The 15,910-nt window shown below is 66.2% G+C and carries 10 protein-coding genes; 2 read left to right on the top strand and 8 right to left on the bottom strand.

Annotated features, from left to right (window positions below):
* Nucleotides 1-58: 58 nt before the first annotated feature.
* The 8 genes from fusA to ACQFZP_RS00015 form a co-directional block, all read right to left on the bottom strand.
* A complete protein-coding gene (gene fusA, locus ACQFZP_RS00050) occupies nt 59-2,173 on the bottom strand; it encodes an elongation factor G (protein ID WP_104312718.1) in 2,115 nt (704 codons plus the stop codon).
* 54 nt (nt 2,174-2,227) lie between these two features.
* On the bottom strand, nt 2,228-2,698 hold the full coding sequence (rpsG, locus tag ACQFZP_RS00045) for a 30S ribosomal protein S7 (RefSeq protein WP_104254040.1): 471 nt from the start codon (nt 2,696-2,698) through the stop codon (nt 2,228-2,230).
* Nucleotides 2,698-3,072 carry a 30S ribosomal protein S12 gene (rpsL, locus tag ACQFZP_RS00040; RefSeq protein WP_068479306.1) on the bottom strand — a complete coding sequence of 125 codons (375 nt, stop codon included), beginning with the start codon at nt 3,070-3,072 and terminating at the stop codon, nt 2,698-2,700. Before rpsL ends, rpsG begins: the two co-directional genes overlap by 1 nt.
* 262 nt (nt 3,073-3,334) lie before the next feature.
* Complete coding sequence (locus tag ACQFZP_RS00035) at nt 3,335-3,853, bottom strand: hypothetical protein (RefSeq protein WP_104312719.1); 519 nt, start codon at nt 3,851-3,853, stop codon at nt 3,335-3,337.
* A 19-nt stretch (nt 3,854-3,872) separates the two neighbouring features.
* Nucleotides 3,873-4,361, bottom strand: a complete 489-nt coding sequence (locus ACQFZP_RS00030) for a hypothetical protein (protein ID WP_211889961.1) — start codon at nt 4,359-4,361, stop codon at nt 3,873-3,875.
* Nucleotides 4,358-6,145 (bottom strand): hypothetical protein, encoded by a 1,788-nt coding sequence (locus tag ACQFZP_RS00025; RefSeq protein ID WP_211889960.1) that lies wholly within the window; start codon nt 6,143-6,145, stop codon nt 4,358-4,360. Before ACQFZP_RS00025 ends, ACQFZP_RS00030 begins: the two co-directional genes overlap by 4 nt.
* Nucleotides 6,146-6,271: 126 nt before the next feature.
* The gene (locus tag ACQFZP_RS00020) at nt 6,272-10,150 is read right to left on the bottom strand and encodes a DNA-directed RNA polymerase subunit beta' (RefSeq protein WP_104254044.1); all 3,879 of its coding nucleotides are present in this window, start codon (nt 10,148-10,150) and stop codon (nt 6,272-6,274) included.
* Nucleotides 10,151-10,198: 48 nt separating this feature from the next.
* Nucleotides 10,199-13,687 carry a DNA-directed RNA polymerase subunit beta gene (locus tag ACQFZP_RS00015; RefSeq protein WP_104254045.1) on the bottom strand — a complete coding sequence of 1,163 codons (3,489 nt, stop codon included), beginning with the start codon at nt 13,685-13,687 and terminating at the stop codon, nt 10,199-10,201.
* A gap of 428 nt (nt 13,688-14,115) precedes the next feature.
* Between ACQFZP_RS00015 and ACQFZP_RS00010 the strand changes: the two genes are divergently transcribed.
* Together ACQFZP_RS00010 and ACQFZP_RS00005 are read left to right on the top strand one after the other, a co-directional pair.
* Nucleotides 14,116-14,403: a DUF1540 domain-containing protein gene (locus tag ACQFZP_RS00010; protein WP_104254046.1), complete on the top strand. Its 288-nt coding sequence runs from the start codon at nt 14,116-14,118 to the stop codon at nt 14,401-14,403.
* A 207-nt stretch (nt 14,404-14,610) separates the two neighbouring features.
* Nucleotides 14,611-15,910, top strand: a 1,300-nt coding sequence (locus ACQFZP_RS00005; protein WP_211889959.1) for a lamin tail domain-containing protein, incomplete at its 3' end; no start/stop codon positions are given.

The raw sequence follows: 15,910 nt of genomic DNA, 5'->3' as shown, positions 1-15,910 counted from the left end.
TTCAGTGATGAATGTTACCCGCTCGGGCGACGCGTTGCGTCACCCGAGCAGGTTCGGGCTACTCGCCCCGGTTCTTCTGGATGATCTCCTCGGCAACAGCCTTGGGGACCTCGGCGTACGTTTCGAACGTCATCGAGTACACGGCGCGACCAGAGGTCTTGCTGCGCAGGTCTCCGATGTATCCGAACATCTCCGACAGCGGCACGAGTGCACGCACCACCTTCACACCACTGGCATCTTCCATCGACTGGATCTGGCCGCGGCGCGAGTTGAGGTCGCCGATCACGTCGCCCATGTACTCCTCAGGAGTACGGACCTCGACCGCCATGAGCGGCTCGAGGATGACGGGACCGGCCTTGGGAGCTGCTTCCTTGAACGCGATCGAGCCCGCGATCTTGAACGCCATCTCCGAGGAGTCGACGTCGTGCGCAGCACCATCGAGGAGCGACGCCTTGACGCCGACCATCGGGTAGCCGGCGAGGACGCCGACCTGCATCGCATCCTGGATGCCAGCATCCACGGATGGGATGTACTCACGAGGAACGCGACCACCGGTGACGGCGTTCACGAACTCGTAGGTCTTGTCCGCGTCCATCTCAAGCGGCTCGAGCTTGATCTGGATCTTTGCGAACTGGCCGGAGCCACCCGTCTGCTTCTTGTGGGTGTAGTCGAACTTCTCGACGACCTTCGTGAGCGTCTCGCGGTAGGCGACCTGGGGCTTGCCCACGTTCGCCTCGACCTTGAACTCGCGCTTCATGCGGTCGACGAGGATGTCGAGGTGGAGCTCGCCCATGCCCTTGATGACCGTCTGACCGGTCTCCTGGTCGAGCATGACGCGGAACGTCGGGTCTTCCTCGGCGAGCTTCTGGATGGCCGTTCCGAGCTTCTCCTGGTCGGCCTTGGTCTTCGGCTCGATGGCGACCTCGATGACGGGCTCCGGGAAGGTCATCGACTCGAGGACGATCTGCTTGTCAGGGTCGCTCAGGGTGTCACCGGTCATGGTGTCCTTGAGGCCGATGACGGCGTAGATGTGTCCCGCGGTCATCGACTCGACCGGGTTCTCCTTGTTGGCGTGCATCTGGAAGATCTTCCCGATGCGCTCCTTCTTGCCCTTCGAGGAGTTGACCACCTGCGCGCCGGACGGGACGTGTCCCGAGTAGACGCGCGTGTAGATCAGTCGACCGAAGAACGGGTGCACGGCGATCTTGAAGGCGAGAGCAGCGAACGGCTCGTCGGCGCTCGGACGACGTGTGAGCTCCTCCGACTCGTCGCGCGGGTTCATGCCGATGACGGCAGGAACGTCGAGCGGCGACGGAAGGTAGTCCACGACTGCATCGAGCATCGGCTGGACGCCGCGGTTCTTGAACGCGGAGCCGCAGAGCACGGGGTACATCTCGCTCGTGACGGTGAGCTTGCGGATGGCCGCCTTGATCTCGGGGATCGAGATGTCCTCACCCGCGAAGAAGCGCTCCATGAGCTCGTCGTCGGTCTCGGCGACAGCCTCGAGGAGCTTCGTGCGGTACTCGTCCGCGCGCTCCTTGAGGTCTTCCGGGATCTCCAGGGTCTCGTAGGCGGCACCGAGGGTGGTGTCACCCTTGGAGTCGCTCGGCCAGACCTTGGCGTTCATCTCGACGAGGTCGACGATGCCGATGAAGTCGTTCTCAGCGCCGATGGGGAGCTGGATCACGAGCGGCTTCGCGCCGAGGCGGTTGACGATCGTGTCGACCGTGAAGTAGAAGTCAGCGCCGAGCTTGTCCATCTTGTTGACGAAGCAGATGCGCGGAACGTCGTACTTGTCGGCCTGGCGCCAGACGGTCTCCGACTGGGGCTCGACACCCTCCTTGCCGTCGAACACGGCGACTGCACCGTCGAGGACGCGGAGCGAGCGCTCCACCTCGACGGTGAAGTCGACGTGACCGGGCGTGTCGATGATGTTGATCTGGTTCTTCTTCCAGAACGACGTCACAGCAGCCGAGGTGATCGTGATGCCACGCTCCTGCTCCTGCTCCATCCAGTCCGTCGTCGAGGCGCCATCGTGCGTCTCGCCGAGCTTGTGGTTGACACCGGTGTAGAACAGGATGCGCTCGGTGGTTGTCGTCTTGCCGGCATCGATGTGCGCCATGATGCCGATGTTGCGGACCTTGTTCAGGTCAGTAAGCACGTCCTGTGCCACGGGTGTCCTCCGAAAGGATTGAAGCGAGAGTGGTGAGGGCTACCAGCTGCTGGATTACCAGCGGTAGTGCGCGAAGGCCTTGTTGGACTCGGCCATCTTGTGCGTGTCTTCACGGCGCTTCACCGCGGCACCGAGGCCGTTGGATGCGTCGAGGATCTCGTTCGTGAGGCGCTCGGTCATCGACTTCTCGCGACGGTTCTTCGCGTAGCTCGTGAGCCAGCGCAGTGCGAGCGTGTTGGCACGGTGAGGCTTGACCTCGACCGGGACCTGGTACGTCGAGCCGCCGACGCGACGCGAGCGGACCTCGAGCGTGGGGCGCACGTTGTCGAGCGCCTTCTTCAGGGTCGCGACCGCGTCCTGGTCCGACTTGGCGGCAACGCCCTCGAGCGCGTCGTACACGATGCGCTCTGCGAGGCCCTTCTTGCCGTCAAGCAGGATCTTGTTGACGAGCTGGCTGACGATGGGGGCGCCGTACACGGGGTCGGCGACCACGGGGCGCTTGGGGGCTGGACCCTTACGTGGCATTACTTCTTCTCCATCTTCGCGCCGTAACGGCTGCGAGCCTGCTTGCGGTTCTTCACTGCCTGGGTGTCGAGTGCACCGCGGACGATCTTGTACCGCACACCCGGGAGGTCCTTCACACGACCGCCACGGACGAGCACCATCGAGTGCTCCTGGAGGTTGTGGCCCTCACCTGGGATGTAGGCGGTCACCTCGGTGCCGTTCGACAGCTTGACACGAGCGACCTTACGGAGCGCCGAGTTCGGCTTCTTGGGCGTCGTGGTGTAGACGCGGGTGCAAACCCCGCGCTGCTGAGGGTTGGCCTTCAGGGCTGGCGTCTTGGACGCCGACGCCTTGGGGCGGCGGCCCTTGCGGACCAACTGCTGAATTGTTGGCACGAATAATCTCCTTGGTTTTGTACTGCGTGATCGTGGTAAGCACGATTCCTGTGCCTACGAGGCACTGTTTGCCTCTTGATAACCGACCGGCGGTACAAAATCTCTGGTATCGCTGGTTGGTGAAGCGGTGGCAGTCGAGGCGACTGGCGTTGCTTACAGTTGCGCGCTTCGCTGCAGATTCTTCGCAGTTTCAGCGTTCGCACGGTTTTGGGCGCGACAGGGCGCGCGCACCGAAAAATCCTACCCCGTCAGTTTTGCAGGGTCAAGCGGGACCCCGACCGGGCCGCGTCGGCCGTGACGTCGAGAGCACCGCCGCGAGGATGACGAGCGCCGCCAGGGGGACGATCGAGAGCCCGAAGGGGCCCACGGAGAGCCCGATGGCGACCTGGCTCGGGAGCGGTGAGATGGCGTCCGGGTCTCCGGCCTCTGCTCGGGACCCCGTGGCTGCGATGCCGGCCGCGATCGCGAAGGCGAGCCAGGCGAGGATGCTCCCGGGGGCGGCGAGCCAGAGCACGCCCGGCCTGCCTCGGTACCGTCTGCGGAGCGCCAGCGCCACGGAGGCGGCCACCACGACCGTTCCTGCCGCCACAGCGAGCGGGGCCACGAGCACGCTCACACCGGGCAGGTCGATGACGTCGCGGTCCAGGCCGAGGGCGACGAAGCCCCAGGTTGCTATGACCAGGGAGGCGAAGACGAGGCTGCTGACGGCTCCCCACGTGACGGCCCTCCCCCAGGTCGAACCCGGGTCGGGAGGGAGCTCCGCGTCGTGGCGTTCGATCATGGGACCGCTGCCGTCCAGGTCAGGCCGCGAGCTCGACCTGGAGTCCGCGGACGATCACCGCGATGTCCTTGCCGATGTGCGCCGATTGGGCGGCCGTGCTCGTGCCGACCGCGGTGACGATCTCCGTGAGCGGCCCGCGATGCAGGACGACCATCTTCGAGCGGACCTCGAGCCCGCCCAGCCTCGGGTCCCGCTGCGTCGACTCGACGTAGTGCATGAGCTGTGGTTCCGTGCCGGACTCGGCGAGGCGCTCCTTGCCGCCGCCCTGCGTGATGCGCTGACGCAGCACTGTCAGCGCATCCTCGTGCGAGACGGTGCCAGGCCACCGCTCGATCGTCACGAGCACATTCGGGTTGAAGCCGTTCGTCGCGACGAGGTGCCGCGCACCGAGCACCGAGCCAGCCCACTGCAGCGGCTCCCACCCGGCGGGCACGTCGATCGCCACCTCGGGGAAGGCCGGGAAGTCGGCGCTCGGCAGCGTGAGTCTGCGCAGCTGGTCACCGCTCACTCGGCCACTCCGTTCGCATCCGCGGTCTCGGCGGAGCGCTCCGCCATGCGCTTCTCGTACCCGAGCTTCGCCCTGCGGTTGGCTCGCGACACCCGTCGCCCTCGAGCCGCGGCGATGCCGCCCACCCAGGTGAAGGCCTCCCTGGCCGCGATCGCAGCGACCAGCGCGGACAGCAGATGCTCGGAGGCCCTGAACTTCGCGAGGACCTCGTCGAGCTGGATGCTCGTGATGGGGAGCCCGTCAGCGAGGTGCTGCTGGAGAGCCGCTCCGAAGTAGTAGCCGGCCGCCACGAGCACCGCTGCCAGGAACCCGCCGAGGACGTAGGCCCACCAGCCGGCGCGGTTCACGATCAGTGCCCACAGCACGCCGAACGCGGCGAAGACCGTGACGGGAACCGTGAAGGCCGCGGTGATCGCGAACTCGGAGGCCTCGCCGATGGGGTCGAGCCCCGTGTTGAACGCCGTCCGCAGCAGGGCGAAGGCCAGCAGGTAGAGGGCTGCGAACACCACCGAGGCGACCAGGGCGACGAACACCGCGAACATCCGGTTCCCGCGCTTCTTCGGCTTCACCGGGGCCAGGTCGTCGCTGTCCGTCGGTGCGGAGAGTCGGAGTGGCGCGAACGTCGAGTCGTCGTCTGCCTGCGTGGCGGACGCGTCGGCGTCCGGCTTGGCGGAGTCGGTGTCCAGGCGCTCGTCGGTCGCGTGCGTCGACTCGACCGTCGGTGCGGCTTCGGGACGGTCCGCGGCATCCGTCTCGAGGACGGCGTCGGCGTCGGCGTCGGCGTCGGCGTCGGCGTCAGCGTCAGCCGCGTCTTCGGTCGGCACGTGGGTCACAGCTGCTGCATCTGCTTCGTCGAGGACGTCCACTCGCTCCGTGACGGTGACCGCTTCCACGGTCTCCCCGTCCTCGGCGAGCTGCTCGGTGACCGTCTCCGTCACGACCACGTCCGCACGCGTGACCTCCCCCGCGACAGGGGTGGCCCCGTCGAGGGCCTGATGGTCGTCAGACGGTTCCGGATCGACCGCTGCCTGCGCCGATGGGCGGGCTGCGCTCGAGGCCGCGACACGGGCAGCTGTGCGGTCTATCTCGAGGGTGCGGCGCGGAGACTCACGCTCCTCGTCAGGCGCAGTGGCAGATCCGGCGGCGTCCACCGTGATGGCCGAGACCGAGGCGGCGCCAAGCGCGTCAGCCGCGAGGTCCTGGGCGGGAACCGGTTCGGTCACCGGGAAGTCCGCGGCGTCATCCCCTTCGGCGTTCTCGCGTTCCATGACCGGCACGTCCTCCGACGCCGAGGCATCTTCTGGTCCAGCGTGGCCATCAGCACCGGCCTCCGGCGCGGACGGCACCGTGTCAGACGTCGAAGCAGACTCGCCGTCGACCTCCGTTGTCTGCTCGGTGTCGGCTGCCGCACCTGCAGGTGCGCCTGGACGCGGTCCGTCGGCGAGCACGGCCGCGAGCTCCTCCCGATCGAGGCCCACCGTCGCGTTCGGGTCGGTGCCGTCGGTCGCGAGGGGATCCGCGAAGGCGACCCTGACGTCTTCCTGAGGCGCGAGCGCGGGATCGGTCGGCGCTTCCGCCCGACCGTCGAACGCGAGGTCATCCCCCGCGAGCACCTCACCGGACGGCACCTCGCCGTCCTCGCCGATGCCGCGGCTGCGAGCGAGCGCGGCCTCCAGCCGATCCTGGGGGTCGGGAAGCTCTCGGGGTTCGCCGGCTCCGCCGCCTGCTTCCGGCTCGTGGCCGTCATCCGAGGGCTGGCGAGGCGCGCGCGTGTCGTCACTCATGGAGCCAACGTTAGGGCCGCAGGCTCGCTTCTTCCCGGTGACAAGCCGCAGACGCGCGAACGCCCCCACCCGTGACGGGTGGGGGCGTTCGCACTGGTGCGTCGGCGAGCCGACGCGACTTCAGGGCTAGCTGAAGTTGGAACCGCCGAAGTCATCGCTCGAGAAGGCCTCGAAGTCGACGAACGTGAGGTCGTTCTCGTCGAAGCTGCCCTCGTCTGCGCCGAACGGGTAGCGCTCGGCGCGAGCCTCGTCGGTCGGCTCGACCGACATCTCGCGGTACTTGGTGAGACCAGTACCAGCCGGGATGAGGCGACCGATGATGACGTTCTCCTTGAGGCCGACCAGCGGATCGGTCGTCGCTTCCATGGCGGCCTGCGTGAGCACGCGGGTCGTCTCCTGGAACGAAGCGGCCGACAGCCACGATTCGGTCGCGAGCGACGCCTTCGTGATTCCCATGACTTCCTGACGGCCGGTCGCGGGCTTGCGGCCCGACATGACCGCTGCGCGGTTGATGGACGCGAAGCGCTGTCCATCAGCCAGCTCACCCGGCAGCATGTCGGTCTCGCCGTGGTCGATGACCGTGATCTTGCGGAGCATCTGGCGGACGATGACCTCGATGTGCTTGTCGTGAATCGGCACACCCTGCGAACGGTAGACGCCCTGCACACCACTGACGAGGTACTTCTGCACCTCGCGAGCACCCTTGACCCGCAGCACGTCCTTCGGGTCGATGGGACCCTCGTGCAGCTGCTGGCCGTGCTCGACGTGCTGGCCGTCCTCGACGAGGAGCTCAGCGCGCTTCAGCACCGGGTAGATGTGCGGCTCGTCGCCGTTGTCCGGGATGAGGACGATCTTGCGCGACTTGTCGGTGTCCTGGATCTCGATGCGACCAGCGGCCTCGGCGAGCGGCGATGCGCCCTTCGGGGTGCGGGCTTCGAAGAGCTCCTGGACACGCGGCAGACCCTGCGTGATGTCACCAGCGCTCGACACACCACCGGAGTGGAACGTGCGCATCGTGAGCTGGGTACCGGGCTCGCCGATGGACTGTGCCGCGATGATGCCGACGGCCTCACCGATGTCGACGAGGTTGCCGGTGGCAAGCGAGCGGCCGTAGCACGCTGCGCAGACGCCGACGCTGGACTCGCACGTGAGGACAGAACGGATCTTGACCTCGGTGATGCCTGCGTCCATGAGCTGGTCGATGACGACGTCGCCCATGTCGGTGCCGGCAGCGGCGACGACGTTGCCGTCGGCGTCCACTGCGTCGACCGAGATGCTGCGGGCGTAGACCGCGTTCTCCACGTTGTCGTCGACGACGATCTCGCCGCCATCCGTGATGTGGGCGATCTGGATGTCGAGGCCACGAGCGGTGCCGCAGTCGTCCTCACGGATGATGACGTCCTGCGAGACGTCGACGAGTCGACGAGTCAGGTAGCCGGAGTCGGCCGTACGGAGAGCCGTGTCGGCCAGACCCTTGCGGGCACCGTGGGTCGAGATGAAGTACTCGGCAACCGTCAGGCCCTCGCGGTACGAGTGCACGATCGGGCGAGGAATGGTCTCACCCTTCGGGTTGGCGACCAGGCCGCGCATACCGGCGATCTGGCGAACCTGCAGCCAGTTGCCGTTTGCGCCTGCCGTGACCATGCGGTGGATGGAGTTGGTCGACGGGAAGGCCGCCTGCATCTCGTCGGCGACGAGCGCGGTTGCAGCTTCCCACTTCTTGATGACCTCTTCGCGGTACTCCTGCTCGGAGATCGCGCCCATGACCTGCCACTCGTTGCGCAGCTCGGCCACTTCGGCCTCGGTGCGCTCGACGATCTCGCGCTTCGAGTCGGGCGTCACGAGGTCGCTGAGCGCGATCGAGATGCCCGAGCGGGTAGCCCAGTAGAAGCCGGAGTCCTTGATGCGGTCGAGCGTCTCGGCGACCTCGTCCTTCGAGTACCGCTCCGCGAGGTAGTTGACGACACCGGACAGACGTCCCTTGGTCATCGTGTCCTCGACGTAAGGGTAGTCGGACGGGAGCAGCTCGTTGAAGCGAGCGCGGCCGAGCGTCGTCTCGACGAGCACGGTCTCTCCCTGGACGTAGCCCTCAGGAGCCTTGCCCTCTTCGAACGTGATGCCCGTGAGGCGCAGCCTGATCGGAGCGTTGAGGTCGAGCGAGCCCTGGTCGAACGCCATGATCGCCTCGGCCGTGGACGAGAAGACTCGTCCGGCGCCCTCGACGTCGTCCTGCAGCGTCGTCAGGTGGTACAGACCCGCGACCATGTCCTGCGAAGGCAGGGTGACGGGGCGTCCATCCGACGGCTTGAGGATGTTGTTCGACGCGAGCATGAGCACGCGGGCCTCGGCCTGGGCCTCGACCGAGAGCGGCAGGTGAACGGCCATCTGGTCGCCGTCGAAGTCGGCGTTGAACGCCGCGCAGACGAGCGGGTGCAGCTGGATCGCCTTGCCCTCGACGAGGAGCGGCTCGAACGCCTGGATGCCCAGACGGTGCAGCGTGGGTGCACGGTTGAGCAGCACCGGACGCTCGCGGATGACCTCTTCGAGCACGTCCCACACCTCGGGCTTCGCGCGCTCGACGGCACGCTTGGCTGCCTTGATGTTCGACGCGTGCTGCAGGTCGATCAGTCGCTTGATGACGTACGGCTTGAACAGCTCGAGCGCCATCTGCTTCGGGAGGCCGCACTGGTGCATGCGCAGCTGCGGTCCCACGATGATGACGGAACGGCCCGAGTAGTCGACGCGCTTTCCGAGGAGGTTCTGGCGGAAGCGGCCCTGCTTGCCCTTCAGCATGTCGCTGAGGGACTTGAGAGCGCGGTTGCCGGTACCCGTGACCGGGCGGCCGCGGCGACCGTTGTCGAACAGCGCGTCGACCGACTCCTGGAGCATGCGCTTCTCGTTGTTCACGATGATCTCGGGAGCACCGAGATCGAGCAGGCGACGGAGGCGGTTGTTGCGGTTGATCACACGACGGTAGAGGTCGTTGAGGTCGCTGGTCGCGAAGCGGCCACCGTCGAGCTGCACCATCGGGCGGAGCTCCGGCGGGATGACCGGGACGACATCGAGGACCATCGCGGCGGGGCTGTTGCCCGTTGCGAGGAACGACGAGACGACCTTGAGGCGCTTGATGGCGCGGATCTTCTTCTGACCCTTGCCCTCCGCGATCTGGGTGCGCAGCAGCTCGCCTTCGGCCTTGAGGTCGAAGTTCTGCAGGCGCTTCTGGATCGACTCGGCACCCATGTGGGCTTCGAAGTAGTCGCCGTAGCGGTCGACGAGCTCGTGGAAGTCGGTGTCCTCCGGCTTGAGCTCACCGACCTTCAGGTTCTTGAACGACTCGAAGACGCGCTCGACGCGGGTGATGTCCTCGTCGAACCCCTTGCGGAGCTGACCCATCTCCTTCTCGCCGGCGTCCTTCGTCTTGCGGAGCTGGTCTGCCTTGGCGCCCTCGGTCTCGAGAGCACCGAGCTCCTCTTCGAGGCGGAGCATGCGAGCCGCGATGGCCGCATCCTTCTGGTCGTTCAGGCTCTTGAGCTCGAGACGCATCTCGCTCTCGAGGCCGCTGAGGTCGTCGCGACGACCCTCCTCGTCCACCGAGATGACCATGTACGCGGCGAAGTAGATGACCTTCTCGAGGTCCTTCGGCGCCATGTCGAGGAGGTAGCCGAGACGGCTCGGAACGCCCTTGAAGTACCAGATGTGCGTGACGGGAGCCGCGAGCTCGATGTGGCCCATGCGCTCACGGCGCACTGCCGACTTCGTGACCTCGACGCCGCATCGCTCGCACACGATGCCCTTGAAGCGGACGCGCTTGTACTTGCCGCAGGCGCACTCCCAGTCGCGGGAAGGGCCGAAGATCTGTTCGCCGAACAGACCGTCCTTCTCGGGCTTGAGCGTGCGGTAGTTGATGGTCTCGGGCTTCTTGACCTCGCCGTACGACCACTTGCGAATGTCATCTGCCGTGGCTAGGCCGATGCGCAGTTCATCAAACTTGGTTGCATCCAACAATGCTGTTGTCTCCTTGTGAAGAATGAGTCTTCGTCGTGTCGGGGAGGCTTAGATCTCGTCGACGGACGAGGACTCGAAGCGGCTGGAGATGTTGATGCCGAGTTCTTCGGCGGCCCGGTAGGCCTCGTCGTCGTTGTCGCGGAGGCTCAGCGCGGTGCCGTCAGCCGAGAGGACCTCGACGTTCAGGCAGAGCGACTGCATCTCCTTGAGGAGAACCTTGAAGGACTCGGGGATACCCGGCTCCTGGATGTTCTCGCCCTTGACGATGGCCTCGTAGGCCTTGACGCGTCCGACGATGTCGTCGGACTTGATGGTGAGGAGCTCCTGGAGCGTGTATGCGGCGCCGTACGCGTAGAGCGCCCACACCTCCATCTCACCGAAGCGCTGTCCACCGAACTGCGCCTTACCACCGAGTGGCTGCTGCGTGATCATCGAGTACGGACCCGTCGAACGCGCGTGGATCTTGTCGTCCACGAGGTGGTGCAGCTTCAGGATGTACATGTAGCCGACGGAGATCGGGTCCGGGAACGGCTCGCCGGAGCGGCCGTCGAACAGGACGGTCTTTCCGGTCGAGTTGATGAGGCGGTCGCCGTCGCGCGTCTTGAGCGTCGAGTCGAGGAGGCCCGTGAGCTCTTCCTCGGTCGCGCCGTCGAAGACGGGGGTCGCGAGCTTGACGCCCGGGGTTCCCTCGTAGGCCTCGGGGACGAGGTTCTTCGCCCACTCGGGCTCGCCCTCGATCTTCCAGCCGGTCTTCGCGACCCAGCCGAGGTGCGTCTCGAGCACCTGGCCGAAGTTCATGCGCTTCGGGATGCCCAGCGGGTTGAGCACGATGTCGAGCGGAGTTCCGTCGGCGAGGAACGGCATGTCCTCTTCCGGCAGGATCTTCGCGATGACGCCCTTGTTGCCGTGACGGCCGGCGAGCTTGTCACCCTCGGTGATCTTGCGCTCCTGCGCGATGTACACGACAACGCGCTGGTTGACGCCGGAGCCGAGCTCGTCGTCGCCCTCTTCGGAGTCGAAGACCTTCACCTGGATGATCGTGCCGGCTTCACCGTGAGGGACCTTGAGCGAGGTGTCGCGCACCTCGCGGCTCTTCTCGTTGAAGATGGCACGCAGCAGGCGCTCTTCCGCGCTGAGCTCGGTCTCGCCCTTCGGCGTGACCTTGCCGACGAGGATGTCGCCCGGCTGGACCTCTGCACCGATGCGGATGATGCCGCGCTCGTCGAGGTCCTTGAGGAGCTCGGGCGAGACGTTGGGCAGGTCGCGGGTGATCTCTTCCTTGCCGAGCTTGGTGTCGCGAGCGTCGACCTCGTACTCCTCGATGTGGATCGAGGAGAGGGTGTCGTTCTTCACCAGGTTCTGGCTGAGGATCATGGCGTCCTCGAAGTTGTGGCCTTCCCACGGCATGAAGCCGACGAGGAGGTTCTTGCCGAGCGCGAGCTCGCCGTTCTCCGTCGCAGGACCATCCGCGATGACCATTCCCTCTTCAACGCGCTCGCCGGCCGAGACGACAACGCGGTGGTTGTAGCACGTGCCGTGGTTCGAGCGGTCGAACTTGCGGAGGAAGTAGGACTCGGTGCCACCCTCGTCGAGCTGCAGGACGACGTGGTCGGCCGAGACCGACTGCACGACGCCCGCGCGGTTCGCCGTGATGACGTCACCGGCGTCGATGGCTGCGAAGCCCTCCATACCGGTTCCGACGACTGGGCTCTCGCTGCGGACGAGCGGCACGGCCTGACGCTGCATGTTGGCGCCCATGAGCGCGCGGTTCGCATCGTCGTGCTCGAGGAACGGGATGAGGCTCGTCGCGACCGACACCATCTGGCGCGGGGAGACGTCCATGTAGTTGACCTCGCCGGCTGGGACGAGCTCGACCTCGCCGCCCTTACGGCGGACCAGGACCTCGTCCTCGACGAAGTGGCCGTCGGCGCCGATGGGCGCGTTGGCCTGTGCGACGACGAACTCGTCTTCCTCGGACGCGGTCAGGTAGTCGACCTGCTCCGTGACCTTGGTGTCGACGACGCGGCGGTACGGCGTCTCGATGAAGCCGAAGGCGTTGATGCGGGCGAACGTCGCGAGCGAGCCGATCAGACCGATGTTCGGGCCTTCAGGCGTCTCGATCGGGCACATGCGGCCGTAGTGCGACGGGTGGACGTCACGGACCTCGACGCCTGCGCGCTCACGCGAGAGACCGCCGGGCCCGAGGGCCGAGAGGCGACGCTTGTGCGTGAGACCCGCGAGCGGGTTGTTCTGGTCCATGAACTGGGAGAGCTGCGACGTTCCGAAGAACTCCTTGATCGCGGCGACGACTGGTCGCACGTTGATCAGGGTCTGCGGGGTGATCGCCTCGATCTCCTGCGTCGTCATGCGCTCGCGCACGACACGCTCCATACGGCTGAGTCCGGTGCGGACCTGCGACTGGATGAGCTCGCCGACAGCACGGATGCGACGGTTGCCGAAGTGGTCGATGTCGTCGACGTCGAGGCGGATGTCGGCGGGCTCGCCGTTGCGCTTGCCGTCGAACTTCTCGTCGCCGGCGTGCAGCGCGACGAGGTACTTGATCGTCGAGACGATGTCCTCGACGGTCAGAACCGACTCGCTGATCGCGGACTCGATGCCGAGCTTGCGGTTGATCTTGTAGCGACCCACCTTGGCGAGGTCGTAGCGCTTCGAGTTGAAGTAGAAGTTGTCGAGGAGAGCGCGCGCCGCCTCCGTGGCGACCTGCTCGCCCGGACGGAGCTTGCGGTAGATGTCCTTGAGGGCATCTTCCTTCGTGCGGATGTCGTCCTTCTCGAGCGTGAGCTCGATGGACTCGTACCCGGCGAACTGCTCGCGGATCTCTTCGGTCGTCAGGCCGAGGGCCTTCATGAAGACCGTGACGGACTGCTTGCGCTTGCGGTCGATGCGAACGGCGACCTGGTCGCGCTTGTCGATCTCGAACTCGAGCCATGCGCCACGGCTCGGGATGATGCGCGCCGAGAAGACGTCCTTGTCGCTGGTCTTCTCGGGGGTGCGCTCGAAGTAGACGCCCGGGCTGCGGACGAGCTGCGAGACGACGACACGCTCGGTGCCGTTGATGATGAACGTGCCTTTGCTCGTCATGAGCGGGAAGTCGCCCATGAAGACGGTCTGCGTCTTGATCTCGAGCGTCTGGTGGTTCATGAACTCGGCCTCGACGTAGAGAGGCGCGGAGTACGTCTTGCCGCGCTCCTTGCACTCCTCGAGGGAGTACTTCTCGGGCTCGAGGTACGGGTTGGTGAAGCTCAGCTGCATCGTCTCGCCGAGGTCCTCGATCGGAGAGATCTCCTCGAAGATCTCGTCGAGGCCGGAGCGGAGAGCGACGTCGGTGCGGCCTTCAGCCTGCGCCTGAGCGAGGCGCTGCTTCCAGGCGTCGTTGCCGACGAGCCAGTCGAAGGATTCGGTTTGCAGAGCGAGGAGATCTGGCACATCGAGTGTGTCGCTGATCTTCGCGAATGAGAGTCGGCGTGCATTCCGACCGGTCGTAGGCGTCGGAGATGCGTTGCGCGCAGCAGCCAAGGAAGTTCCCTCCACGATCCCGCGGATTCCGCGAGATGCCAGTAGTGTCGTCGGTGAGGTTCCGCCACGTTTCACGATGTACAAGGCATGCCCATCATCAACGGACGCGGTCGATGACGACCCGCGAAGATGTTGGTGAGAGAAGCACTGCCAGGCCGACCGCAATATGAAGGCATGGTGAGACGAAGCGCAAACATCGAGTGTATGCGCCGTTTGGTGGTATGTCTACCCCGACCTTGCCTCAATCTGAAATCTCAGGTATAACGCGCCTCGTCCGGACCTCGCCGGGTGGGCGTGGAGGCAGGCAAGGCTCCGCTCAGCAAGGCGAACCTCCCCTTATCAGGAAGACACGATCGAGTCCAGTGTCGGCTTGAATACGGGGCCCGCGGGCTCCTACCGTTGAGGCAACCCAACAACGGAGGCACATCATGACACTGCTCGATCTCCCCAACGTCAGCACCTGTTCTGTCGCCGGATGCTCGTTCAACCACGACGGCTGCCACGCGCCCGCTGTGACGATCGACGGCGACGAGGGCTGCGCCACGTTCATCCCCCTCGACCGCAAGGGTGGCCTCGACAAGGTCATCGCAGGAGTGGGTGCCTGCCAGGCCGCAGACTGCCGCTTCAACAAGGACCTGACCTGCAGCGCCCCTGCCATCCGCGTCGGAGCCCAGGGCAACGACGCCGCGGACTGCCTCACGTATGAGGCAGCCTGACCGCCGCAGCAGCAGCAGTTCCGCGAAGCGCCGACCTCCAATGGAGGTCGGCGCTTCGCTTTTCCCGTCAATGAGGACGACGATTCGCGATTCGTCTCGTGGAAGGGATCCGGCACGGGTGCGAATCCCCACCCGGTGTCTAGACTTGCCCGCGGCGACGCCCGCCTGAGCTCCCCCAGGTCGCCATTTCACAACAGAGGAGCGTGCGTGCAAGCACAACGAATGAACCTGGCGGCAGCTGTCGCCCTCATGATCGGTGGAGGTGCGGTGCTGGCCGTGCCCGCATCCGCGAACGCGACTGAGCTGCCCGTCTCCGGCCCCGGCATCGTCGTGATCAATGAGATCGAGTCGTCCGGTGGCGAGCCAGGGGATTGGATCGAGCTCGCGAACCCGGGAACGGCGGCGATCGACCTCGAAGGCTACGTCCTCACCGACAACTCGCCGGAAGACCCGACGCACCGCTACACGATCCCGGCCGGCACGGTCGTCGCGCCGGGAGCGCACCTCGTGATCGAGGACGGCGAGAGCGATCTGGGCCTGGGCGGCGCTGACAGCGTGCGGCTGTTCGGAACGGACGGGACGACCGTCGTCGATCAGTACTCGTGGACCCGGCATGCGGCGACCACGTACGGACGCTGCCCCGACGGCACCGGGGAGTTCGCCCAGACCGCGGTGGTCACCAAGGGGAGCGCGAACGCCTGCGCCGACGCCCCGACCGAGACACCAGGTCCCACGACTCCCGACAGCGAGCCCTGGCCGGGTGACGCCGCCGTCGCTCCGATCGCCGGTGGCATCACGCTCGCCGAAGACATGTCGGGCCTGGACTACCAGTACTCGCCGGACGGCAGCACGCTCTGGGCCGTCGAGAACGGCACGGGCGGGCTCTACCGCTTCGAGGTGACGGCTGACGGGGGCGTCACCCCCGCGCAGGGCTGGGAGACGCCGAAGCGAGTGCGTTTCCAAGCTGATGCGAGCAAGCCGGATGCGGCGGGCCCGGACACCGAGGGCGTCACGTTCTCGCCGGAGCGGCCGGACTCCGTCTTCGTCGGCGCCGAGCGCGACAACTCCGTCAAGTCGACGAACCGGAACACGATCCTCGAGGTGAACGTCCGAGCCGCGACGGGCGCCGAGATCGTGGCGACAACCGAGTGGGACCTGACCGCAAGCCTCCCTTCGGTCGAGGCCAACACGGGCATCGAGGCGATCGAGTGGGTCGCGGACAGCGAGCTCGAGGGCGAGCTGCTCGACGAGAACACGGGTGCCCCGTACGACTCGGCGAACTACCCGGGCGCCGGCGGCCTGTTCTTCGTCGCCGTCGAGGAGACCGCAGGCGTCTACGCCTACGCGCTCTTCGACGACGGCAGCGCCGGTCGCGTCGCGACCCTCGAGTCCGGCCTCGGCGGCATCATGGCCCTCGACTACGACGAGTCCACGCAGACGCTCTGGGGAATGTGCGACAACGGATGCGGCGGCACGAGCGCACTGTTCCACTTCGGCGCGGAAGACG

This window comes from Pseudoclavibacter sp. Marseille-Q434 (assembly GCF_050315415.1).
Lineage (GTDB): Bacteria > Actinomycetota > Actinomycetes > Actinomycetales > Microbacteriaceae > Pseudoclavibacter.
The sequence above is the reverse complement of the archived record's forward strand: the minus strand, read 5'-3'. Positions and strand labels throughout refer to the sequence as shown.

What these genes read in the sequence shown, in the direction of transcription:
- rpsG (WP_104254040.1), bottom strand. Translation starts at nt 2,698, where the DNA reads ATGCCACGTAAGGGTCCAGCCCCCAAGCGCCCCGTGGTCGCCGACCCC.
- ACQFZP_RS00035 (WP_104312719.1), bottom strand. Translation starts at nt 3,853, where the DNA reads ATGATCGAACGCCACGACGCGGAGCTCCCTCCCGACCCGGGTTCGACC.
- ACQFZP_RS00025 (WP_211889960.1), bottom strand. Translation starts at nt 6,145, where the DNA reads ATGAGTGACGACACGCGCGCGCCTCGCCAGCCCTCGGATGACGGCCAC.
- ACQFZP_RS00010 (WP_104254046.1), top strand. Translation starts at nt 14,116, where the DNA reads ATGACACTGCTCGATCTCCCCAACGTCAGCACCTGTTCTGTCGCCGGA.